We start from the raw sequence: 21,368 nt of genomic DNA, 5'->3' as shown, positions 1-21,368 counted from the left end.
CATATACACTGCCGGATCGTTTTTTTGGAAAGGTTTTCATTAACGCTATTGACAACTGAAAAACTGAATATTATATTAGTTAACAAGTTCATAAACAGGAACGGAGTTCTCATATGTGAACTTGGAGGTGAAGTGATGTCAGTTAAATCTGCAGAACGTGTCATGGACGTAATCGATTACCTGGTGAATGCTGAAGAGCCCGCAACTCTTATGGAACTGTCCGAATGTCTGGGGATTCCCAAAAGCAGCATGTCTCAGCTTCTCAGCACAATGATGCGGAAGCAATACCTGACAAAAGACCAGGCAAACCGTTACAAGTTGGGTCACAAGCTAATCACAGCAGGAAACAGGGCAAGGGTCAGCAATGACATATATAGTGTCAGCATCCCGGTTTTAAAGCAGACCATCCAAAGAACCGGTGAGACCCTGTTCCTGGGGATCCGCTCCGGTAAAGAAGTGATTTATCTTGCGAAAGTTGACAGTGATCAATCGATGAGGACGGCTGCACAGCCTGGATCGAGAAAACCGCTTTATTGCACGGGATTGGGAAAGACGTTTCTTGCATTCGAAAATCGTGAAACATCGGATCGGCTGATTGAAGAAATTGAGATGAAAAGGCATACGCGAAATACCATCACCGATCCTGATGAGCTCAAGAGAGCAGCAGAAAGCTACAGGAACGAAGGCTTTGTCATTGATGATGAAGAAGGTGAGCAGGGGATCTATTGTATTGCCGCTCCGATTTTTGATGAATCGGGAAAGATTATTGCGGCACTTAGCTGCGCCGGCGGAAAGGATAGAATTCTCGAAAAGCACCAGCTGGTGATTGATGAAATCACAGATGCAGCAAAGAGAATTTCAATTACTCAGGGGTATTTGGGAGGTGCGTGAAGTGGATGTTGTATCAATCGGTGAAACCATGGTTGCTTTAATTAATGAGCCGAGGGGGTATATCCGACATGCCGAATCATTTAAGCCCCATATTGCAGGAGCAGAGTCGAATACGCTGATCGGACTCAGCAGGTTGGGCCATCAAGTATCCTGGATTTCTGCACTCGGTTCTGACGAACTGGGAGAACTGATCCTGCGGGCTGTCCGTGCAGAAGGGGTGGATACGTCTCAAGTGCGGCGTACGGAATACCGCACCGGTATCTTTTTCAAGGAGATATTGCCGAACAGCAATGTCAGTGTGACTTATTACCGTGAAGGTTCGGCGGCAAGCCGGATGACCGGCGCAGACCTTGATTTCGAGCAGATCAGGAAAGCCAAAGTCCTTTATTTGACTGGAATTACGCTGGCCATTAGTGATTCTGCAAGAAAGATGCTCTTTGAAATCGTGGACCGGTTGAAAGATGAGCATGTCCGCGTCGTTTTTGACCCGAATATCAGGCTGAAACTCTGGAGTGCAGAAGAGGCGAGAAGCACGATACTGCGATTCCTGCCCTATGTTGACGACCTCATCATTGGGAAAGCGGAAGCGGCACTGCTGCTCGGTCATCATGATCCTGTCCGGGCCATCGAAGATTTTAAGAATATCGGCTGCAAGAATGTTGTCATCAAGCTTGGAAAGGAAGGGGCTGCCTACTTTGTCAATGGCGAGTCAGGAAGAGTAAGTAATCCCCAAATCTTTGAAGAAATCGATCCGGTAGGGGCAGGGGATGCCTTCAGTTCCGGATACGTATCCGGCATCCTGAACGGGAAGCCTCCTGAGCAGTCGGTGAAGGAAGCTTGCTTCCTGGGCGGTTACATCACGCAGTTTACCGGTGACTATGAGGGGTTCCCGTCAAGAAAACAGCTGTCGGTGCTGCTGAAAACAATTAATTCTGATGAAACAGTGGAGAGGTAGGCGAATTTGAATGACTGTCCTTCAACAAATCATTGAGCACAGGATGATCGGGATTATCAGGGGTTATGGAACGGAAGATACCGTGAAGATTGTAGAAACACTCGTACATAACGATTTTTCGGTTATTGAGGCAACCCTGAATTCACCCGATGCCAAAAACACTCTTCGTGTTTTGAATGAGGAGTTCGGTGATCGCATCCTTCTCGGTGCAGGGACCGTGCTTACAAAAGAAGATGCAAAAGAATGTATTGATATCGGGGCCAAATTCCTTCTTGCTCCCGTATACAGTCATGAAATCCTGCAGCTTTGCAGTGAAGAGAACGTTCTTTACATTCCGGGTTGCTACACACCAACCGAAATCTACAATGCCCATTCAAACGGAGCTGAACTCATCAAAGTCTTTCCTGCAGGAGGTCTGAAGGAAAGCTACATCAAGGATGTTTTGGCTCCTCTGGACATGCTGAATCTACTGCCGACGGGCGGTGTAAATCATCAGAATATCAACCATTTCCTAAAGGCAGGTGCAAAGGCTGTAGGGCTTGGTTCGTCGCTTGTCAGAACAAAACAGGCTGTCAGTAAAGAATTTCTTGATGACCTTGCAAGCCGGGTGAAGTTATTTAAAGAGGAGCTGGATCGATATGAAGATTAAAAGTTACGAATTGTTTACTGTTCCACCGCGCTGGCTTTTTCTTAAGGTGGAAACAGATGAGGGAATTACCGGATGGGGCGAGCCGATCATTGAAGGCAAGGCAGAGACTGTCAAAGCGGCCACGTCTGAAATCTTGGATACATTGATAGGCAAGGACCCCATGAATATTGAAGGCCTTTGGAATGAAATGTACCGTTCCGGATTTTACAGGGGCGGACCCATCCTTATGAGTGCTATATCAGGGATTGACCAGGCCCTATGGGACATAAAAGGGAAATTTTACAATGCACCGGTACATCAGCTTCTGGGGGGGAAAGCGAAGGAAAAGATGAAGGTCTATTCCTGGGTCGGCGGTGACCGGCCAGCTGAAGTCGGGGAAGCATCACTTGAACTTCAGCGCCAAGGAATTTCAGCAGTGAAAATGAACGCAACCGAAGAGCTCCAGTACATAGACAGGCACAGTAAAGTGGATGAAGTCCTAGAGCGCGTTGCCGCAATTCGGGAAGCATGCGGGAAAGATTTTGGAATCGGAATTGATTTTCATGGCCGCGTTCACAAACCGATGGCGAAAGTTCTTGCAAAAGAGCTTGAGCAATTCAACCCGATGTTCATAGAGGAGCCTGTCCTTCCGGAAAACAATGAAGCACTCCGTGACATCGCCATGCATACGGTGATTCCAATAGCAACAGGTGAGCGGATGTTTTCGAGATGGGAGTTCAAGCGGCTACTTCAGGACGGTTATGCGGATATCATTCAGCCCGATCTTTCACACGCGGGAGGGATTACAGAGTGCAAAAAAATCATTTCCATGGCAGAAGCTTATGATGTTGCGGCCGCTCCTCACTGCCCGCTCGGGCCGATTGCACTCGCGGCATGCCTTCAGGTCGATGCTACTTGTCATAATGCGGTGATCCAGGAGCAGAGCCTGGGGATTCACTACAACAAGGGCAATGACATTCTGGATTACGTTTCAGACGTTTCCGTATTTGAGTACGTTGATGGCTTTATCAAGATTCCAGATGGTCCGGGTCTTGGAATTGAAATCAACGAAGATTACGTTCGTGAAAGAAGTAAGATTGGTCACAACTGGAAGAACCCGGTTTGGACACACGAAGACGGCAGCATAGCTGAATGGTAAGGGGGGATTCATAAATGTCTCACGATACATGGCTGATTGTGGCAACTGTAATCGGAATTGCACTTCTTCTGTTCCTTGTAATGAAAGTGAAATTGCAGGCGTTTATCGCATTGCTAATTGCCAGCTTGTTTATTGGTGTTGCAGCTGGTATGGATGTGATGGATGTTGTTGCGACCATTGAAAGCGGAATGGGCGGTACTCTCGGGTTTATTGCTGTAGTCGTAGGCTTAGGGGCGATGTTTGGTGAGTTGCTTAAAGTATCGGGCGGAGCCGAGCGGTTAGCATTAACGCTTGTAAATCGTTTTGGGGAAAAGCGCTCACAATGGGCGCTCGGTCTTACAGGATTCTTGGTGTCTATACCAATTTTCCTTGATGTTGCACTCGTTATTCTTATTCCTATCGTTTATTCGCTCGCACAAAAGACAAAGAAGTCTCTGCTCTACTATGGAATTCCACTTTTGGCTGGCCTGGCCGTCACCCATAGTTTCGTTCCTCCTACACCCGGGCCAATGACGGTTGCTTCGATGCTCGGTGTCGACCTTGGGTGGGTGATTCTTTTCGGTGTGATTGCAGGATTACCTGCAATGGCTATTGCAGGACCAATGTTCGGAAAATATATTGCTGATAAAATCCATCTCGAAGTACCTGATTATCAGAAATTAGATGGTGAGCTGGCGACATTAAAAGAGGAGAAAGACTTGCCGAGTTTCGGCTTGGTGTTCTCGCTCATACTAATTCCTTTACTTTTAATTCTCGCTTCTACTCTGACTGAAGTGATTGTCGGCGAAGGTGGCGGCGCTGTATCGACCGCAATTCAGTTTGTGGGTCACCCGTTTGTCGCACTTATCATCACAGCCCTACTCACTTTCTGGCTGCTTGGAACGAGAAGGGGCTATACAAGAGACGAAGTCCAGACAGTAGCCACCAAATCATTGGAACCGGCAGGAATCATTATCCTCATCACCGGTGCAGGTGGTGTTTTCAAGCAAATGCTGATAGACAGTGGAGTCGGTGATGTTATGGGAAATCTGCTTGCCGGGACAAGTCTACCGCTAATCGTCATCGCGTTCCTTATGACTACATTTGTCCGTGTTGCACAAGGCTCGGCCACTGTAGCCATGGTGACAGGTGCCGGACTTATGGCACCGCTTCTAGATCTTGCACAGGTTTCACAACCTCAGTTGGGTCTGATTGCTATTGCCATAGCGAGCGGTGCTACAGTCTTTTCCCATGTAAATGACTCGGGATTCTGGCTCGTCAACAGGTTCTTTGGAATGACGGAAGCTCAGACATTAAAATCTTGGACTGTCATGGAAACGATTATCGGTTTGGTCGGATTCTCTGTTGTCTTTATCATCAGCTGGTTCATTTAATCCTGAGTTTAATGCAGGGACCGGCTAATGAACAACTTCATAATATAGAAACCGGCATGGAAGGCGGGGAGCTCCCACGAGAAAGAAACGGGATGCCGAGATCCGCTTCATGCGGTAAGCGATCAAGTCCGTGCCGGTTACTTTTTTCATCATGAATATGATGGTCTTCCAGCTCACTCTTATCACGACTGACATCAAGAAGGATCAAGGTTCCTCTATTTAGCAACAAATTCAAACAAAACGGTTTACAAATCCTTTGTCTTTTCGTATGATAGGGTTGTAATTAAAAATAACCACATATTGATTCATCTTCGGGGCTGGGTGAAATTCCCGACCGGCGGTGATGGGGCATTCATGCCCCTAAGCCCGCGAGCCGCAAGGCAGGATTTGGTGAGATTCCAAAGCCGACAGTAAAGTCTGGATGGGAGAAGGTGAAGGCACGGCTGTTTCCGTCTGCATTTTGCGGACAGGTGACGCCTGTATTAAGCTTGCCTTTCTCCCCTGGACGGATTTCCGTTCAGGGGTTTTGATTTGGGGCAGGTGATCGGGGCCGTCGTCCTTCCTTCGTTGAAGAGGATCAACAGAAGGAGAGAAAGTATCATGAAGAAAAATTTGCGCCTGCGGTCGATGATCGCAATTGCCATGCTGAGCAGTATCTCGTTTGTGCTTATGCTGTTCAATTTCCCGCTGCCGCCGTTCCCGGCATTCCTGCAAGTCGACTTCAGTGAAGTGCCGGCCATCATCGCGGCAATCACAATGGGACCGGTAGCCGGTATCCTCGTTGAACTGCTGAAAAACGTTCTGGACTGGCTGTTCTCGGGCAGCCCGACCGGTGTACCGGTCGGCCATATGGCCAACTTCGCAACCGGTGTCCTATTCATCCTTCCGGTATGGTGGGTGTATCACCGCCTGTCTAATGCCAAAGGGATGACGACCGGCCTGATCCTCGGTACCATTTCAATGGCGGTTGGCATGAGCCTGCTGAACTACGTGCTGTTCCTTCCGCTTTATGTGAAGTTCATGAACTTCCCGGTCATGTCGGGCGAGGAACTGTACCAGATGATTGTACTCGGCATCTTGCCGTTCAACCTGCTGAAAGGGATCATCCTTGCAGCCATCATCCTGCTCCTGTTCCGCAGCATGCATCGCTGGATCGAAAAGCAGCGTGCCGTCTTCCTGGGATAACCCCCGGGAGCGGCCCACGAACCTATACCTATTCAGGGACCGTTCCGGAATAAATCCGGAACGGTCCCTTTTCGCATTTCCCGGGACTGTCACAGCCTGCTCCCGAGCATGGCGGCCCGCATGAAAACGGGAAGCTCGCTTACGAAAATATGGGGGGCGCCTCCCAAGTTGATGCACGAAATCGTGAAGTTTACGTAAGAAGTCCGCGTACGAAAAGCACGAACCGCCCTTAAGAAAAATGTACATGGAAAAAACTGCAGCCAAGGGAGCATTGCGCTCTCCTTGGCTGCAGTTCGACAGATAATATTCCGGTCAATCTTCGTACTTCAGCGGATCTCCGTCAAACGGGGCATCCGCGATTTTGATGGAGTCTGTCGGGCATCCGTCGAGGGCGTCTTCCATATCCTCGATGAGCAGTTCTGGAACTTCGGAAGTGCCCGTGTTATCATCAAGGATAACAAATGACAGGCCCATATCATCATAATCATATATATCAGGGGCGGCTGCGCCGCAGGCCCCGCATGCGATGCACGTATCCTGATCGACGATCGTGTACTTCGGCATAGTGGGTCTCTCCTTTTATCTAGTGAATCCCGTGTCCTGCATTCGGCAGAACCGGCTTTGCATCAATACCAATGATAACACTTTATACCGCGGAGGCGTGCCATGAGCTTCGATGACATTTTATTGAACATCATCAGCCGTCTGGACGGCGAGCGCTACAAGCACGCCGCCTTCCACCTTATGAAGGGGAAGCGGTCGGGCCAGACGCTCCAGGACACGGAGTATTACAGGCTGCATCCGTTTTTCGGGATGCTGCCTTCTTTGCATTCAAATGATTTTGACCTGGCCTACCGGCGGCTGCTTTCTTCCGGTCTGATTGCCGAAGAAGAGGATAAGACCGTTTTTCTGACCACGGCCGGTAAAACGAGGGCCGCGTCAATCGGACCGGTCCGACTGAACGGCTGGGTATACCGGGGCATGGAGCAGCTGTTTTTCGCAAGGCTCGCCCTTACCGTGCAGACAGTTTCCCATCTGTCGGCGGGGGACCGGACGTTCATGCCGGTTACCACTGATCCGGTTGTTCAGCGGGAGGTAAGGCATCTGTTTGCGACCATCCTCAGGGGAAGAACGCCCGAGGACATTGCATTGGAGGTTCGCAACGGATTGGAAGCCACGGGGTTGGGGGACGACCGGCTCTCCAGGTTTGTCTCCCGCCTGACGGGAAAAGGCATGTCCGGCTTGACTTGGCGTCAGCTTTCCGAACTGACTAGTATGCCCGAAATGGATCTGAAGGTAGAATGGGTGGAAACGCTCCATATCTGGCTAGATGGGATTGCAGAACGGCCGACTCCGCTGCTTTCCGCTCTCTCGCAGGGCGTCCGTGCGGAAAGTCCGCTCACCGGTTCTGCCAAGAAAACAGAAGAGCTATACCGGGCCGGGTTGAGCATGGAGGAAATTTCTCAGCAAAGAAACTTGAAAATGAGCACAATCGAAGATCATTTCGTCGAAATCGCGATTAATGATCAGAAGTTCCCGCTTCACAAATTCACGGAGACGGAAAACGTAGAGGCTGTCAGAAACGAAGCCGGCCGCCTGGCCACTCGCAAGTTGAGCGTTCTGAAAAGGTCGTTTCCCGGACTCAGCTATTTTCAGCTGCGCCTGATCCTCGCACGGCTCGGAAAGGAGGATGGCGATGATGGACATGACAATGCGGGAAAGTCTGAACAGCCTGCTCAAACAGGTCACAGGATTTGATGAATTCCGTGAAGGTCAGGAAGAGGTCATCCATTCGGTGATCAGTGGACATGACACGATCGCCGTTTTGCCGACAGGGGCCGGCAAATCGCTCTGCTATCAGTTGCCTGTCCATGCACTCGGCGGGACGGTGCTGATCGTCTCGCCTCTTCTGTCACTAATGGAGGATCAGGTGGCCCAGTTGAAGATGAAAGGGGAAAAGCGGGTCGCGGCATTGAACTCGTTCCTGACTCCAAAAGAGAGGGCTGAAGTGCTTGCCAATCTCGGCCGGTACCGATATCTCTTTACCTCGCCGGAAATGCTGGTTCAGCCCTATATTTCCGGACGGATCAAGCAACTCCGGCTAGCCTATATCGTTGCGGATGAAGCACACTGCATCTCACAGTGGGGGTTTGACTTCAGGCCTGACTACCTCAGGATGAGAGAGTGGCTCGGCACCTTGGAAGACAGGCCGCCTGTCCTGGCACTGACGGCGACCGCCTCGGAAAAGGCCATCCGGGATATTGCGGACTACCTGCTGATGGAGCAGCCGCAGATGTTCATCCACCCGCCGGACCGTCCCAATATTGCAATGGAAATCGTCAATCTGGAAAACCGGGAAGAAAAAACAGAGTGGATCCTGGAGAACCTCTCCCGGTGGAAAGGACCGGGCATCATCTATGTACAGTCGAGGAAGCGGGCAGAAGAGCTTTCCGATCTCCTGAGAAGCAGAAAGGTGCGAACGGCAGCGTTTCATGCCGGCATGGAAAATGAAGACCGGATCCTTGTTCAGCATCAGTTTCTGAACGGGGAACTGGAATGGATCTGCGCAACAAACGCATTTGGAATGGGCATCAACAAGTCAGATATCCGTTGGATCATCCATGACCATTTGCCTTCATCAGCAGCACAATATATCCAGGAGGTCGGCAGGGCCGGAAGAGATGGCGGCCAATCATTGGCCACTCTCTTGTATTCGCGAGGCGATGCCGATACTGCGGTATTTATCGCCGTTGATGATCTGCCTGAGCCGGAAACCGTCCGGTTTATCGGAAGGTGCATGGCAGAAGGCATGGACATTGTTGAAGTAGGGGAGCGTGCCGGGCTTTCTGAAACAGCGCTCCGCGTTGTTTCCTATTGGCTGGAAAGACTGGGAACGGAAAAGGCTGCGACACAGATGGGGTGGCTAGCCGAAGCGAAACGGAAAGAAATCATCTCGATGGTCCATTTTGCAGAAGGCAGCGGGTGTATCCGTTCAAGGGCGCTTGGCCTGTTCGGGTACTCACCGGCAACCCGTCCGGCGCAATGCTGTTCGGAATGCGGCATCGATCATGCGCGTATCCTAACCGGGAGGACATCCGAAGGAAACACCCCCGGCCTTCATGGCTGGAGGGAACGCATCAACAGTTTGTTCGGAGTTTAAGGTGAGGAATAACATTTACTTTTATGACATCATTCGTCATAATATGTGTACGTACCTTTTATTGGAGGGTGACGGCCATGACGAATGATGACTTCAGGCAGAAATTCGAGCAGCACCGCAAAGAAATCGCGGTGACCGACGACAAAGATGCCGAGGACAAGCCGATGACCAGAGCTGAACTGTTCGGCCGTAAGGAACAGTCAGCCAAGAAAAAGCAGAATGCCGGCAAGACAGCCGGAAAAAAGAACAGGCCAAAAGGAAGCGCGCTGATCAACACGTTGTTGATTCTGTTCATGCTGATTCCGATTTCGCTATTTATCTATGTCTATAAATTTTACGACCCGATGGATAGCAGCAATGCAGCCGAACTCGAACAAAATCTCGAGGTCGAGACGTCCGTCGCCGGGAAAGATGCCAAGCCGCCGGAAGAAGGCGGCGCCGTTTCTGATGAAGATGAGCAGGAAGCTGATCAAAAGGCGGAAAAACAGCTTCAAGAGGAACAAAAACGCAAGGAAGAACAGCAGAAGCTCGAGGAACAGAAAAAACTGGAAGAACAAAAAAAGCTGGAAGAGCAAAAGCGTCTCGAAGAGCAGCAGCGTATTGAAGAACAGAAACGCAAGGAAGAACAGGCCCGGATTGCCGAGCAGAAAAAACGCGAAGAGCAGCAGAAACTTGAACAGCAGCGGCAGGAGCAGGAAAAAGCGAAGGAAAAGCAGCAGACCAAGCGCGGTTCCCACACCGTGCAGCCGGGGGAGACACTTTACCGCATTTCGGTGAATTATTACGGTTCCGGTGATGGTGTTGAGAAGATCAAGCGTGCAAACGGGCTGTCCTCCAATGAAATTTCCGTGGGACAGACAATCATTATTCCTTAAACACCCGAGAAATAAAGGAATGGCTGATCTTCCTGCAGAATAAGGATATCCAATGAACGTGATATCAATAGGATGGGGTGGGACGATGTTTGTACGAAGCGTCATGATTCCAAAAGAGAAATGTGTGACCGTCCAGATCGATGAATCGCTAGAGAATGTGCTTGAACTGCTCCGGCGAAAGGATATAGATGCATTGCCTGTGCTGGACGGCGATGAATATAAAGGCATCATCAATCAGTACCTGACATATGAAGCCTACTTCCATTCAGGCAAGGACAGGCAATCGTATCTGTCGGAAACATCGCTGAACGATATCATTATCCGGAAAGACATCACGCTTACGATTGATGACGTCTTCGAGAAATCGTTCGTCGAGATCAGCGACTTTCCGATCATCGCCGTTACCGAAGGTCAGAAGTTTCTGGGGATCGTCACACGTCCGGACATCGTCAACCAGGTAAAAAGCGCGTTCGGCATGAGCCGGAAGGGTGTCCGTATTACGTTTACTTCAGTTGAAACCGAAGGGCAGATCGCCCGTCTGGGGGAACTGCTGCACAAGTATCACGAGACAGTCATCTCTCTGATCACATTTGATGAGACCGACAAGCTTATCAGGCGTATTGTCCTTAAGGTTGAGCAGAATGATAACCTTGGCCAATTCCTGAAGCAGCTCGAGAAAATCGGGTTCCGCGTGCTGCATATTTACGAGGAAGATTGAATCTGCTAATTTCATAGCATTCGGCAGTGGCCTGCGGTGAGCGACCCGAGCTGCTGCCGTTTGCTTTTTTGTAGGGAAACCTTTCGGGATATCCTTAACTTTTTGAAGCGCCCGACGTTATCTTGCATACTTTAGGCCAAGGCGGGCGTCTTATAAAGATAGGGTTCTGAAAGTCCCTGGAACGGGAGTTGGTGCAATGGAATTAAAAACTGTTGGTGCAGTGCTGGCTGCTGCGGCGGGCACTGTACTTGCTGCGATGTATGCAAGCGCCAAGGTGGCCATTCTCAGGGAGCATGATGCCGTGATCCACACTGAACAGGACGGGGAAGGCCCGAAGATCTTGTTTATTTCGGACATCCACCGCCGCCGCGTATCCAGGAAACTCATCAGGAAAGCCGGTGGTCCGTTTGATGCGGTCGTCATCGGCGGGGATTTGGCGGAGGGCGGTGTCCCGGAATCACGTATTCGCCTGAACATCAGGAGGCTTTCTGCGCTTGGTCCGCTTTTCTATGTATGGGGGAACAATGACCGTGAAGTGGGGGAGGCCCTGATACGCTCCGTCATCTCCGATGAGGGAGGAACAGTGCTCGATAATGAATCGGCCGAACTGATGGCAGGTCCCATTCGCTGGATGCTTGTCGGTACGGATGATGAAACTTCTTCCAATGTCGATGTCGATCAGGCTTTCCGGAATGTCAGGCGGGGTGACGCGGTCATTTTCGTCTCACACTCGCCGTCCGTTTTCAGGATGCTTGGGTCCAGGGATCCGGAAGTCCGGATGGCAGGGCATACTCACGGCGGCCAGATTCGGCTGGGACGGTTCGGGATGCTTGAAAAGGGGTTCTTCCGGTCGGATAATGGTAAAGTGGAACTCGTGAGCAACGGCTACGGGACCTCTCTCGTGCCGCTCAGGCTCGGAGCACCTGCTGAATGCCATGTCATCAGGCTCCGCGCGAAAAAGAAGCACAGTAATGGAGAGTTGTAAATATGATTCAGGAAGAAGCTATTATTATTGGCGGCGGACCGTGCGGCATCGCTGCAGCCATCGCATTGCAGGAAGAGGGCATCCGTCCGCTCATTATCGAAAAGGGCAATATTGTCAATGCGATCTACAATTATCCGACCCACCAGACTTTTTTCAGTTCAAGTGAAAAGCTTTCTGTCGGCGATATCCCGTTCATCACGGAGCGGCTGAAGCCGAAACGGAACGAAGCGCTTGTCTATTACAGGGAAGTCGTACGGATAAAGCAATTGCGGGTCAACCGCTTCGAACGAGTTGAAAGTGTGGAAAAAGAGGATGGCGGATTTATCATCAAAACGGATAAGGGCCGATACCGGGCACCTGTCGCAATCGTTGCAACGGGCTACTATGACAATCCGAATTACCTGGGGATCCCCGGGGAGAACCTGCCGAAAGTCTTTCACTATTTCAAGGAGGCACATCCGTTTTTCGATACGGACGTCCTGGTGATCGGCGGCAAAAACTCCGCGGTAGATGCTGCCATCGAACTGAACAAAGCGGGAGCCCGTGTCACTGTCTCCTATCGGGGGACGGAATACTCGCCTAGCGTTAAGCCTTGGGTGTTGCCGGAATTTGACGCGCTTGTACGGAACGGGTCGGTCGACATGCTGTTCGAAACGATTCCTGTCCGGATTACCGAAGAATCCGTCGAGCTAGTGGATCGGGACGGAAGGATCAGCTCGGTACCCAACGATTTTGTGTTTTCCATGACAGGCTACCATCCTGATCATACCTTTCTCCGGAACATGGGAATCGGGGTCGACGGGGAAACCGGACGTCCGCAATACGATCCGGAGACGATGGAGACTTCAGTTCCCGGCCTTTTCATTGCCGGTGTCATCGCTGCGGGGAACAACGCAAACGAAATCTTCATAGAAAATGGACGCTTCCATGGCGGCCTGATCGCAAGAAAAGCAATCGGATATCTAAAGTAAACTAGCCGGATCTGCAGGGAACTCCCCGCAAATCCGGCTTAATCATTAACATAATATTTTTTATGTAACCCCAGAGCCCTTCTTTAACAAGGAAGAAGCGCTGCAATTCAATGACCCGTAAAGGAATCTGCAACCTGTTTCGGGCTGATTCCGGACGATAAGGCAAGAAGCAGCTGAATCCTTGCTTTTTGTCCGCTCAGACCATGAGAGAAGATGACACCTTCCTCTTGAAGCATCCTGCCTCCGCCTTCGTAACCATATACAGGCTGGGCAATTCCGTTGAAACAACGCGAAACGAGTACGACGGGTATTTCGGCTTCCAGCAATCTCCGGAGCCCCGGCATTAGTGAAGGGGGGACGTTTCCCTGGCCAAGCCCTTCTAGAACAATCCCTTCGTAGCCTGCATCTGCGGCGTGAAAAAGGAATTCCGAATCCATGCCGGCATACACTTTCAAGAGTGCCACCCGACCCCCGAGTTCCTCCACATGAAAACGGGTGCGGTGGAGCGGGGCGTGGTGATAATGGATATGGCCGTTTGCAACCAGGCCAATCGGTCCGTACTGGGGACTCTGGAATGTCGATACGTTTGATGTATGGGTCTTGGTCACATTCTGGGCAGTATGGATTTCATCATTCAGCACGACGAGGACCCCCATGCCCAAAGATTCATCGTCGGAGGCGACTCTTATGGCCGAAAGAACATTATGCACGCCGTCTGATCCGATCTCATCGGCGCTTCTCATCGCTCCGGTGAGGACTACAGGGATTTCCAGGTCCAGAGTCAGGTCGAGGAAATAGGCGGTCTCTTCCAGTGTGTCCGTGCCATGAGTAATGATGACACCGTCCACCGGCTGTTCGCCGATCATACGCATAATCAATTTCTTCAGCTCCAGCATATGAGCGGGTGTGATGTGCGGGGATGGGAGATTGAAGGCCTCGATCTCGATGATTTCATCCGCAAGTCCGAGTTTATCAATTTCACCGAGTAGAGGATTATTCAGGCCCGGCGTAACGGCCCCCTGTTCGTCGGTGGTCATTGATATCGTGCCGCCTGTATGGACCAGAAGCAAGGTTTTTGTCATTTTGATACCTCCCGGTAGATTCTGACATGTTAAAATAGGATGATGGATGTAGTTCGCAAGGAGGGGGTGACGCCCATGTTTATGCTTTTAACGGTGGCGATCGCCCCGGGCCTCGCGCTGTTCAGTTACTTTTACCTGCGCAAGCAGATTCATAAAGATCCTTCACGGAGCCTGCTTCGGACCTATATTTATGGAATGATGCTGACATTTCCGATTCTCTTTGTCCAGTACGTGTTCGAAGAGGAAGGTGTTTTCAACTCCGTTTTTGTGAGTGATGTGCTGTTCACTAGCGGGCTCGAGGAATTTTTCAAGTGGCTCGTCCTGCTGGTCGTCGTCTATGGTCATGTGGACTTTGAGGATCCCTATGACGGTATCTTGTTTGGCGCATCCGTATCTCTCGGTTTTGCGACCGTCGAAAACATCCTTTTCCTCCTGACGTTCGGTATGAACGAAGCGCTGATCCGTGCGCTGCTGCCCGTCTCCAGTCACGCCCTGTTCGGTGTGGTCATGGGCTATTACCTGGGCCGAGCCAAGTTCGTTGAAGAATCCGGAACGAAGCCGATGCTGTTCCTTGCATTCTTCACCGCATTCGGACTTCACTTCGTCTACAATGCTCTTGTCATGGCGGGAAGCATCCGAATGTATCTGCTGATCCCATTCATGCTCTTCTTATGGTGGTTTGCCCTTAAGCGGGTCAAGCGTGCACACATCCTAAGTGTCGACCAATATATCCGAAAACACCGCACAGTGCGATGACCCGGCGAAAGCCGGGTTTTTTTATACCTTTTACGGTGACAATAAAATGGTCAAGGCTTCAGATTAAGCGTAAAGCGTTTTTCCCCAAGTAAACTTTTTTCATTTGCGCTTTCCCTGTTTATAATCCCCCTATTTTTGCACACGCTATGCAAAAGACCCTCCCGGAACATTCGGGTCGGGCGATGGAAATCACAGGAGGGATTCATGTGCAAACGAAATCGGCGCGCCGAAAACGCAGGCCCGTCCTGGCGGTGCTGGTTCTGGTCATGGCGTTATCCGTTCCGGCCGGCAAGGACGCGTTCACCGCTCAGAATATCGGACGCGGAGCTTTCGGCGATGATGTCATCGAACTGCAGGCACGCCTTCAATGGACGGGGTTCTATGATGGGAAAATCGACGGAAAGTTCGGTTATGGGACATACTGGGCTCTCCGGAACTTCCAGCAGGCGTATGGCCTTCCTATTGATGGTGTGGCCGGCGCAGGAACGAAAGAAAAACTTGTGTCTGTTTCAAAGTATCACAAAGACTTTGTCATGAACAATATCGAAGCGGGTAAAGCTTTCACCCATTATGGCGGAACGCCGCTTGAGGCTCAGGTAAAAGGCGGAGGCAATGGTGGGGGCGGCGGAGGCGGGGGAGGCGGGCAAACCGCCAATATCCCGCCCGGCTATAGTGATCAGGACATCCAGCTAATGGCCAATGCGGTGTACGGGGAAGCGCGCGGCGAACCATATGAGGGGCAGGTGGCCGTGGCCGCGGTCATTCTGAATCGGCTGGAACATGCCGACTTTCCGAATACCGTGAGCGGAGTCATCTTCCAGCCGCTCGCCTTTACTGCAGTTGCTGACGGTCAAATCTGGCTCACGCCAAACGAGCGCGCCAAAGAGGCCGTCATCGATGCGATAAATGGTTGGGACCCGACAGAGAATGCCATCTATTACTTTAATCCGGTCACAGCAACAAGCGAATGGATCTGGTCGAGACCACAGATCAAAAAAATCGGGCAGCATATCTTCTGCATGTGAGGGATCCCCATGAAAAAATTGATATTTGTACTCGCCTATACGGTTGCCGCCCTGGCCATCTTCTCTTGGTCGGCCAACGCCAAAAATGAGAGGCTGACCCTTCTTTTGAACGGCCAGTATACCGACAAACTGTCGGAGGCGACCGAACAGATGAATGAACTGGAACAGGAAGTCAGGAAGGTCCTGCTTTATCAGGATCAAACTGCGGCAACGGAGCCGCTCGACAACATCTGGAGATTGTCCTCGGAGATCCGCAACAACATCTCCTCGCTGCCGCTTGACCGTGAGTTTTCTTCGGAATGGATGAATTACCTTACAAGGCTGGGAGATTACGCAGACCTGGCCAAAACCGGTGCAATTCCCCAAGAAAAATGGGGAAAGGCACTTGGCAATGCAGCTGCGAACCTTGATGAGTTCTCAACCGAATGGTCCTCTGCGACTAAGGGCATGTTTGCCGGAGGCACCGGCCCGGAAAGCTGGTTTGCACAATTGGAAGGTGAAAAGCCGGACAAGCGCTGGGCCGATCTCGGGCAGGCCGTGAAAACCTATTCCGAGAGTGATTTCCCTCTGACTGCCAGCGAACATGATGAGCAGAAGAAAAAAGATCTGAAGCATCTTGAGGATGAGCCGATCGGACGGGACAATGCGCTCAGCCGGTTCAAGGAACTCTTCCCGGAGTATGACAACGCCACCGTCCATGTAAGCCAGAGCGAACCGGATGCGCCGTATCCGTTTTATCATATCCGCTTCCAGGACGGGGCGAGGATCGGTTATGCAGACTTTACCGAGCGCGGCGGCCACCTGCTTTCACTGCTTGTTGAGCGGCCTGTCGGCGAGGATGTCCTGCCTGAGGCGGACATCCGCAAGCGTGCGGAAGAATTCCTCCGTCAGGCGGGGTATGAGGATCTGGTCTTTGAGGAATCCCGGGAAAACAGCCATTTCTGGCACCTTAGCTTTGTGCGGGTGGATCCGGATACCGGCGGAAAGGTGTTTGCAGACGGCATCCAGGTAAAGCTTGCAAAGGACGATGGAGAAGTTCTCGGTGTCAATGCAATGGAATATATCCAGAAAGAAAAACTTAAGGCCCAGCCGATCAACCCGTTCGATCCGAAAGATTTCTTCACTGACGGAACGGTGGTCCAGTCGGAAGAGCTCGGATACACTGCCAACCATGAACTTGTCCAGCGCCTATGCCATCTTCTTGTCGTCACCAAGAAGACCGGCGGCAGGACGGACACCTACAGGCTCATGGTCGACACAGAAACCGGAGAAGTGCTAAAGAGCGAAATCCTGCGCTGAACCGGCGAAAAGTCCCCGCCATCGGGGGCTTTTCGTTTTTTGATATGGTACAATGAGGTCGAATTGACTTGAGGAGAGTTGAACGAGATGACGAACGAAATCCGCATTGCGATAGACGGACCCGCCGCCGCGGGAAAAAGTACGATTGCGAAGTTAGTAGCCGAGAAATTAGGTTATACATATATCGATACGGGCGCCATGTACCGGGCGCTGACGTATAAAGCGATCAGAGCGGGCATAGATTTGGACAAGGCCGCCGATGTGGAGGCTCTTCTGCCGGGGACCGAGATTGTGCTAAAGGCCGGTGACAAAGGACAATCCGTCTGGCTGGATGGCCAAGACGTGACGGACGAAATCCGTACCGATGCCGTGACAAACGGGGTATCCGCCGCTTCTGCCCATGCAGGTGTGCGCGCCTACATGGTAGATGCGCAGCGCAAGATGGCAGAAGAAGGCGGCGTCGTCATGGATGGGCGTGATATTGGGACGGCTGTGCTGCCCGATGCCGAACTTAAGGTCTTCATGACGGCAAGCGTTGAAGAGCGTGCGCGCCGTCGCCACGCTGAAAACTTGAGACGGGGATTTGACTCCTCCCTTGAACAGTTGGCACAGGAAATTGCACTCCGGGACAAGAAAGACAGCGAACGCGAAGTTTCACCGCTTACCCAGGCGGGGGATGCTGTGCTGCTCGACACGACATCGTTGTCGATCAGTGAAGCGGCAGATGCGATCATGGAGCTTGTCAGGGAGAAGGTGGACTGATGGACTTCTATCATTTCGCAAAGTCGGTCGTCTATGGCGTACTTAAACCGCTGTACCGGCTTGACGTGAAAGGGACCGAACACTTCCCCGTGGAAGGGGGCGTCCTCGTCTGTGCGAACCATATCGCAGACCTGGACCCTCCGGTTGTCGGAATCACCGCTCCACGGCCGATCAATTTCATGGCAAAGGCGGAACTCTTTGAAGCCCCTGTTTTGAAGAATCTATTGTCCAACCTTCACGTCTTTCCGGTCAAGCGGGGGCTCAGTGACCGGAACGCCATCAGAACGGCGATCGGCTTGCTGAAAGAAGGACAGGTCGTCGGAATGTTCCCGGAAGGTACCCGTAGAAAAGATGGAACCCTCGGCAAGGGCATGTCCGGAGCCGGCTTTTTCGCATTAAAGGGCGGCGACGCAGTCGTCGTCCCATGCGCAATCATCGGCCCATACCGACCGTTCCGCAAGCTGAAGGTCCGCTATGGCAGACCCCTTGATATGACGCCATTCAGGGAGCGCAAAGCAGGAGCCGAAGAAGTGACGGAAGCAATCATGGAAGAAATACGCCTGCTCATCGAAAAAGAAAAATCGGGCAAATAAGCTTAATATTTTGTTTTTACAGGCGTTTTCTAATAAAATGGGGTAAGGAACCTTTATGGAGGAGGACTTAGGCATGAGTGAAGAGATGAATAACATGGAGCAACATATGGAAGAGCAAGAAATCCGCGATTTCAAAACTGGAGATCGCGTAACCGGGAAAGTTGAAAAGATCGAAGATAAATCGGTGACGGTTACAATCCCCGGGGCACCATTTGACGGTGTCATCCCGATCAGCGAACTGTCGAGCCTCCATATTGAAAAGGCATCCGATGCAGTCCAGGTTGGCGACATCCTGGAGCTCATCATCCTCAAAGTAGAAAACGATAATGAGAACTTCGTCCTGTCGAAGCGCAAAGTCGATGCAGAAGCTGCTTGGGATAGCCTGAAGGAGAAGTTTGACAGCAACGAAACTATCACTGCTGAAGTGAAGGACGTCGTCAAAGGCGGCCTCGTTGTGGACCTCGGCGTCCGCGGCTTTGTCCCGGCTTCCCTTGTTGAAGACCACTATGTGGAGTCGTTCGACGATTACAAGGGCCGTGAAATGACATTCAAGATTGTCGAGATGGACAAGGAGAAAAACCGCCTGATCCTCTCCCACCGCGCTGTAATTGAAGAGGAGAAGGACGCCCAGAAGGGTGAAGTCCTGAACAACATCCAGGAAGGCGATGTCATCGAAGGTACAGTTCAGCGCATAGCTTCGTTTGGCGCATTCGTCGACATCGGCGGTGTGGACGGGCTTGTCCATATCTCCCAGGTCGCGCACGGCCACGTCGAGCAGGTGAGCGATGTTCTCTCCGAAGGCGACAAAGTGAATGTCAAGGTCCTTTCCGTGGACCGCGACAACGAACGCATCTCGCTTTCCATCAAGGAAACACTCCCTGGACCGTGGGAAGACATCGAGGAAAAAGCGCCTAAGGGCTCTGTTCTTGATGGCGTTGTAAAGCGCATTGTCTCCTATGGCGCATTTGTCGAAGTGTTCCCTGGCGTGGAAGGACTTGTCCACATTTCCCAGATGGCCCGACACCACATCGGCACGCCTCATGAAGTCATTGAGGAAGGCCAGACCGTCCAAGTGAAGGTGCTCGACGTCAACAAGCAGGACAAGCGCCTCTCCCTCAGCATCAAGGAGACACTTCCGCGCGAAGATCGCCGCGAAGCACAGCCTGACGAATACGAGATGCCGGAAGAATCAAAAGGCTTCTCCATCAGTGACGTCATCGGTGACAAACTGAAGGGCTTCCAGGACTAAGATTTAAGGACAAACAAATCAATCCACGGTGATGGCGATCCACAGCCATCACCTTTTTGTTTGATTTATAGGATGAACTGAAATTCCATGCTGCTATTGAGCAGTTATGCGAGAATTTCTCCATTGAGTATGAAGGGCCGGCGAAACTTAGCAGCAGCTTGTGCAAAAAGCCAGCCTGAGGGAAAAGCCACTCTATCGAACTTTTTAAAAGCTCATTGATTGGCAGTCACAGTCACCAATACCGATTTATATTTTCTGAAAAACAGTCTGACGTGATAAATGTTCAGAAAAGCTGTAATATCAAGGTTCTGTGACAGTGGATGTTATCATCTGTTTACTGAAACGTTTTGTTGTATAATGACACAAGAAGAAACCGGAAGGGTGGAACAGATGACCAAACCGATTGTAGCGATCGTGGGGCGGCCGAACGTCGGCAAGTCAACGATCTTTAACCGCATTGTCGGCGAACGGATCTCGATTGTCGAAGACGTCCCGGGTGTGACGCGAGACCGGATATACAGCCCCGCAGAATGGCTGAATCATGAATTTAACTTGATTGACACAGGGGGCATCGATATCGGGGACGAGCCGTTCCTGGAGCAGATCCGCCAACAGGCTGAGATCGCAATGGACGAAGCCGATGTCATCATCTTCCTGGTAAACGGCCGTGAAGGCGTGACTGCCGCAGACGAACAGGTAGCGAAAATCCTCTACCGCACGAAGAAACCGGTCGTCCTGGGCGTCAACAAAATTGATAATCCGGACATGCAGAGCATGATCTATGACTTTTATTCGCTCGGATTCGGCGAGCCATTCCCGATTTCCGGTTCCCATGGTCTTGGGCTGGGCGACCTGTTGGATGAAGCCGTACGCAGCTTTCCTGAAGACGAGGAGGAGAGGATCGAAGATGACGTCATCCGTTTCTCCCTGATCGGACGGCCGAACGTCGGCAAATCTTCCCTGACAAACGTTTTCCTTGGGGAGGAACGGGTTATCGTAAGCGATATCGCAGGCACCACACGTGATGCAATCGACTCCGATTTCGTCCATGACGGCCAGAAGTACAAAGTCATCGATACGGCAGGCATGCGCAAAAAGGGGAAAGTGTACGAATCGACCGAGAAGTACAGTGTCTTACGTGCACTCCGTGCCATTGAACGTTCGGATGTTGTTCTTATCGTCCTGAACGGTGAAGAGGGCATCCGTGAGCAAGACAAGCGGATTGCCGGCTATGCTCATGATGCAGGCCGCGGCATCATCATTGTTGTAAACAAATGGGATGCGGTCGAGAAGGACGAGAAGACGATGAACCGGATGACTGAAGAGATCCGGAAAAACTTCCAGTTCCTTGATTATGCACCGATCGTCTTTGTATCCGCCAAGACGAAACAGCGCGTGCTGGCCATCCTCGAAACGGTCAACATGGTTAGTGAAAACCATGCGCAGCGCATTCAGTCCAGCATCCTGAACGAAGTGATCGAGGATGCTGTGACAAGGAATCCCGCTCCGTCCGATAAGGGACGGAAGCTCAGGATCTACTACATGACCCAGGTCCAGGTGAAGCCGCCGACATTCGTGGTCTTCGTCAATGACCCGGAGATCATGCATTTCTCTTATGAGCGGTTCCTTCAGAACAAGCTCCGTGAGGCATTCGGTTTCGAGGGAACGCCGATCCGGCTCATCACAAGAAAACGCAGCTGAT

21 protein-coding genes and 1 riboswitch are annotated in these 21,368 nt (G+C 51.4%); of the genes, 19 read left to right on the top strand and 2 right to left on the bottom strand.

The features are described from left to right. Window positions 1-24 precede the first annotated feature (24 nt). The 6 genes from DZC51_RS09555 (at window position 25) to DZC51_RS09530 (ending at window position 6,191) form a co-directional block, all read left to right on the top strand. Entirely contained in the window at window positions 25-891 is an 867-nt protein-coding gene (locus DZC51_RS09555) for an IclR family transcriptional regulator (protein WP_232524106.1), read from the top strand. A gap of 1 nt (window position 892) precedes the next feature. After that, a complete protein-coding gene (locus DZC51_RS09550) occupies window positions 893-1,846 on the top strand; it encodes a sugar kinase (protein WP_157295189.1) in 954 nt (317 codons plus the stop codon). Between the two features lie 10 nt (window positions 1,847-1,856). After that, on the top strand, window positions 1,857-2,495 hold the full coding sequence (locus tag DZC51_RS09545; protein WP_157295187.1) for a bifunctional 4-hydroxy-2-oxoglutarate aldolase/2-dehydro-3-deoxy-phosphogluconate aldolase: 639 nt from the start codon (window positions 1,857-1,859) through the stop codon (window positions 2,493-2,495). Further along, window positions 2,485-3,633 (top strand): galactonate dehydratase, encoded by a 1,149-nt coding sequence (gene dgoD, locus DZC51_RS09540; RefSeq protein WP_157295185.1) that lies wholly within the window; start codon window positions 2,485-2,487, stop codon window positions 3,631-3,633. Before DZC51_RS09545 ends, dgoD begins: the two co-directional genes overlap by 11 nt. Window positions 3,634-3,647: 14 nt before the next feature. Then, window positions 3,648-5,006 carry a GntT/GntP/DsdX family permease gene (locus tag DZC51_RS09535; RefSeq protein ID WP_157295184.1) on the top strand — a complete coding sequence of 453 codons (1,359 nt, stop codon included), beginning with the start codon at window positions 3,648-3,650 and terminating at the stop codon, window positions 5,004-5,006. 303 nt (window positions 5,007-5,309) lie between these two features. Then, window positions 5,310-5,443: riboswitch (FMN riboswitch) on the top strand. A 163-nt stretch (window positions 5,444-5,606) separates the two neighbouring features. After that, window positions 5,607-6,191: an ECF transporter S component gene (locus tag DZC51_RS09530; RefSeq protein WP_157295182.1), complete on the top strand. Its 585-nt coding sequence runs from the start codon at window positions 5,607-5,609 to the stop codon at window positions 6,189-6,191. A 312-nt stretch (window positions 6,192-6,503) separates the two neighbouring features. Here DZC51_RS09530 and DZC51_RS09525 read toward each other — a convergent pair whose 3' ends face one another. After that, window positions 6,504-6,755 (bottom strand): ferredoxin, encoded by a 252-nt coding sequence (locus tag DZC51_RS09525; protein WP_157295180.1) that lies wholly within the window; start codon window positions 6,753-6,755, stop codon window positions 6,504-6,506. Window positions 6,756-6,857: 102 nt separating this feature from the next. Here DZC51_RS09525 and DZC51_RS09520 point away from each other — a divergent pair, with 102 nt between their 5' ends. From DZC51_RS09520 to DZC51_RS09495, 6 genes are all read left to right on the top strand, one after another. Next, window positions 6,858-7,949: a YpbB family protein gene (locus tag DZC51_RS09520; protein WP_157295178.1), complete on the top strand. Its 1,092-nt coding sequence runs from the start codon at window positions 6,858-6,860 to the stop codon at window positions 7,947-7,949. Continuing rightward, the gene (locus tag DZC51_RS09515) at window positions 7,891-9,351 is read left to right on the top strand and encodes a RecQ family ATP-dependent DNA helicase (RefSeq protein ID WP_157295176.1); all 1,461 of its coding nucleotides are present in this window, start codon (window positions 7,891-7,893) and stop codon (window positions 9,349-9,351) included. The genes DZC51_RS09520 and DZC51_RS09515 overlap by 59 nt, the downstream gene beginning before the upstream one ends. 77 nt (window positions 9,352-9,428) lie before the next feature. Beyond that, window positions 9,429-10,226, top strand: a complete 798-nt coding sequence (locus tag DZC51_RS09510; protein ID WP_157295174.1) for a LysM peptidoglycan-binding domain-containing protein — start codon at window positions 9,429-9,431, stop codon at window positions 10,224-10,226. 85 nt (window positions 10,227-10,311) lie between these two features. After that, entirely contained in the window at window positions 10,312-10,944 is a 633-nt protein-coding gene (locus DZC51_RS09505; RefSeq protein ID WP_157295172.1) for a CBS domain-containing protein, read from the top strand. A 196-nt stretch (window positions 10,945-11,140) separates the two neighbouring features. Next, complete coding sequence (locus DZC51_RS09500) at window positions 11,141-11,929, top strand: metallophosphoesterase (RefSeq protein ID WP_157295170.1); 789 nt, start codon at window positions 11,141-11,143, stop codon at window positions 11,927-11,929. Between the two features lie 2 nt (window positions 11,930-11,931). Beyond that, the gene (locus tag DZC51_RS09495; RefSeq protein ID WP_157295168.1) at window positions 11,932-12,900 is read left to right on the top strand and encodes a YpdA family putative bacillithiol disulfide reductase; all 969 of its coding nucleotides are present in this window, start codon (window positions 11,932-11,934) and stop codon (window positions 12,898-12,900) included. 107 nt (window positions 12,901-13,007) lie between these two features. On the opposite strand, the gene DZC51_RS09490 is transcribed toward DZC51_RS09495, so the two are convergent. Next, entirely contained in the window at window positions 13,008-13,982 is a 975-nt protein-coding gene (locus DZC51_RS09490) for an asparaginase (protein ID WP_157295166.1), read from the bottom strand. A gap of 75 nt (window positions 13,983-14,057) precedes the next feature. On the opposite strand from DZC51_RS09490, the gene prsW reads away from it, so the two are divergent. The 7 genes from prsW (at window position 14,058) to der (ending at window position 21,367) form a co-directional block, all read left to right on the top strand. Further along, on the top strand, window positions 14,058-14,738 hold the full coding sequence (prsW, locus tag DZC51_RS09485; protein WP_157295164.1) for a glutamic-type intramembrane protease PrsW: 681 nt from the start codon (window positions 14,058-14,060) through the stop codon (window positions 14,736-14,738). Between the two features lie 266 nt (window positions 14,739-15,004). Next, window positions 15,005-15,763, top strand: a complete 759-nt coding sequence (gene sleB / locus DZC51_RS09480; protein ID WP_198304097.1) for a spore cortex-lytic enzyme — start codon at window positions 15,005-15,007, stop codon at window positions 15,761-15,763. 9 nt (window positions 15,764-15,772) lie between these two features. Beyond that, window positions 15,773-17,062: a PepSY1/2 domain-containing protein gene (locus DZC51_RS09475; protein ID WP_157295161.1), complete on the top strand. Its 1,290-nt coding sequence runs from the start codon at window positions 15,773-15,775 to the stop codon at window positions 17,060-17,062. 87 nt (window positions 17,063-17,149) lie between these two features. Beyond that, window positions 17,150-17,824, top strand: a complete 675-nt coding sequence (cmk, locus tag DZC51_RS09470; protein ID WP_157295159.1) for a (d)CMP kinase — start codon at window positions 17,150-17,152, stop codon at window positions 17,822-17,824. Next, window positions 17,824-18,417 carry a lysophospholipid acyltransferase family protein gene (locus DZC51_RS09465; RefSeq protein ID WP_157295157.1) on the top strand — a complete coding sequence of 198 codons (594 nt, stop codon included), beginning with the start codon at window positions 17,824-17,826 and terminating at the stop codon, window positions 18,415-18,417. Before cmk ends, DZC51_RS09465 begins: the two co-directional genes overlap by 1 nt. Window positions 18,418-18,490: 73 nt before the next feature. Beyond that, the gene (gene rpsA / locus DZC51_RS09460) at window positions 18,491-19,666 is read left to right on the top strand and encodes a 30S ribosomal protein S1 (protein WP_157295156.1); all 1,176 of its coding nucleotides are present in this window, start codon (window positions 18,491-18,493) and stop codon (window positions 19,664-19,666) included. Between the two features lie 390 nt (window positions 19,667-20,056). Then, complete coding sequence (der, locus tag DZC51_RS09455; protein WP_157295155.1) at window positions 20,057-21,367, top strand: ribosome biogenesis GTPase Der; 1,311 nt, start codon at window positions 20,057-20,059, stop codon at window positions 21,365-21,367. The last annotated feature ends 1 nt before the right edge of the window (window position 21,368 follow it).

The sequence above is a fragment of the Bhargavaea sp. CC-171006 genome (genome assembly GCF_009761675.1).
Classification (GTDB): Bacteria; Bacillota; Bacilli; order Bacillales_A; family Planococcaceae; genus Bhargavaea; species Bhargavaea changchunensis.
The sequence above is the reverse complement of the archived record's forward strand: the minus strand, read 5'-3'. Positions and strand labels throughout refer to the sequence as shown.

Coding starts and splice junctions, on each gene's coding strand:
- DZC51_RS09510 (WP_157295174.1), top strand. CDS start 9,429: ATGACGAATGATGACTTCAGGCAGAAATTCGAGCAGCACCGCAAAGAA.
- DZC51_RS09505 (WP_157295172.1), top strand. CDS start 10,312: ATGTTTGTACGAAGCGTCATGATTCCAAAAGAGAAATGTGTGACCGTC.
- DZC51_RS09525 (WP_157295180.1), bottom strand. CDS start 6,755: ATGCCGAAGTACACGATCGTCGATCAGGATACGTGCATCGCATGCGGG.
- DZC51_RS09500 (WP_157295170.1), top strand. CDS start 11,141: ATGGAATTAAAAACTGTTGGTGCAGTGCTGGCTGCTGCGGCGGGCACT.
- rpsA (WP_157295156.1), top strand. CDS start 18,491: ATGAGTGAAGAGATGAATAACATGGAGCAACATATGGAAGAGCAAGAA.
- sleB (WP_198304097.1), top strand. CDS start 15,005: ATGGCGTTATCCGTTCCGGCCGGCAAGGACGCGTTCACCGCTCAGAAT.
- DZC51_RS09535 (WP_157295184.1), top strand. CDS start 3,648: ATGTCTCACGATACATGGCTGATTGTGGCAACTGTAATCGGAATTGCA.
- der (WP_157295155.1), top strand. CDS start 20,057: ATGACCAAACCGATTGTAGCGATCGTGGGGCGGCCGAACGTCGGCAAG.
- DZC51_RS09530 (WP_157295182.1), top strand. CDS start 5,607: ATGAAGAAAAATTTGCGCCTGCGGTCGATGATCGCAATTGCCATGCTG.
- DZC51_RS09495 (WP_157295168.1), top strand. CDS start 11,932: ATGATTCAGGAAGAAGCTATTATTATTGGCGGCGGACCGTGCGGCATC.
- DZC51_RS09545 (WP_157295187.1), top strand. CDS start 1,857: ATGACTGTCCTTCAACAAATCATTGAGCACAGGATGATCGGGATTATC.
- DZC51_RS09475 (WP_157295161.1), top strand. CDS start 15,773: ATGAAAAAATTGATATTTGTACTCGCCTATACGGTTGCCGCCCTGGCC.
- DZC51_RS09515 (WP_157295176.1), top strand. CDS start 7,891: ATGGACATGACAATGCGGGAAAGTCTGAACAGCCTGCTCAAACAGGTC.
- dgoD (WP_157295185.1), top strand. CDS start 2,485: ATGAAGATTAAAAGTTACGAATTGTTTACTGTTCCACCGCGCTGGCTT.
- cmk (WP_157295159.1), top strand. CDS start 17,150: ATGACGAACGAAATCCGCATTGCGATAGACGGACCCGCCGCCGCGGGA.
- prsW (WP_157295164.1), top strand. CDS start 14,058: ATGTTTATGCTTTTAACGGTGGCGATCGCCCCGGGCCTCGCGCTGTTC.
- DZC51_RS09490 (WP_157295166.1), bottom strand. CDS start 13,982: ATGACAAAAACCTTGCTTCTGGTCCATACAGGCGGCACGATATCAATG.
- DZC51_RS09520 (WP_157295178.1), top strand. CDS start 6,858: ATGAGCTTCGATGACATTTTATTGAACATCATCAGCCGTCTGGACGGC.
- DZC51_RS09465 (WP_157295157.1), top strand. CDS start 17,824: ATGGACTTCTATCATTTCGCAAAGTCGGTCGTCTATGGCGTACTTAAA.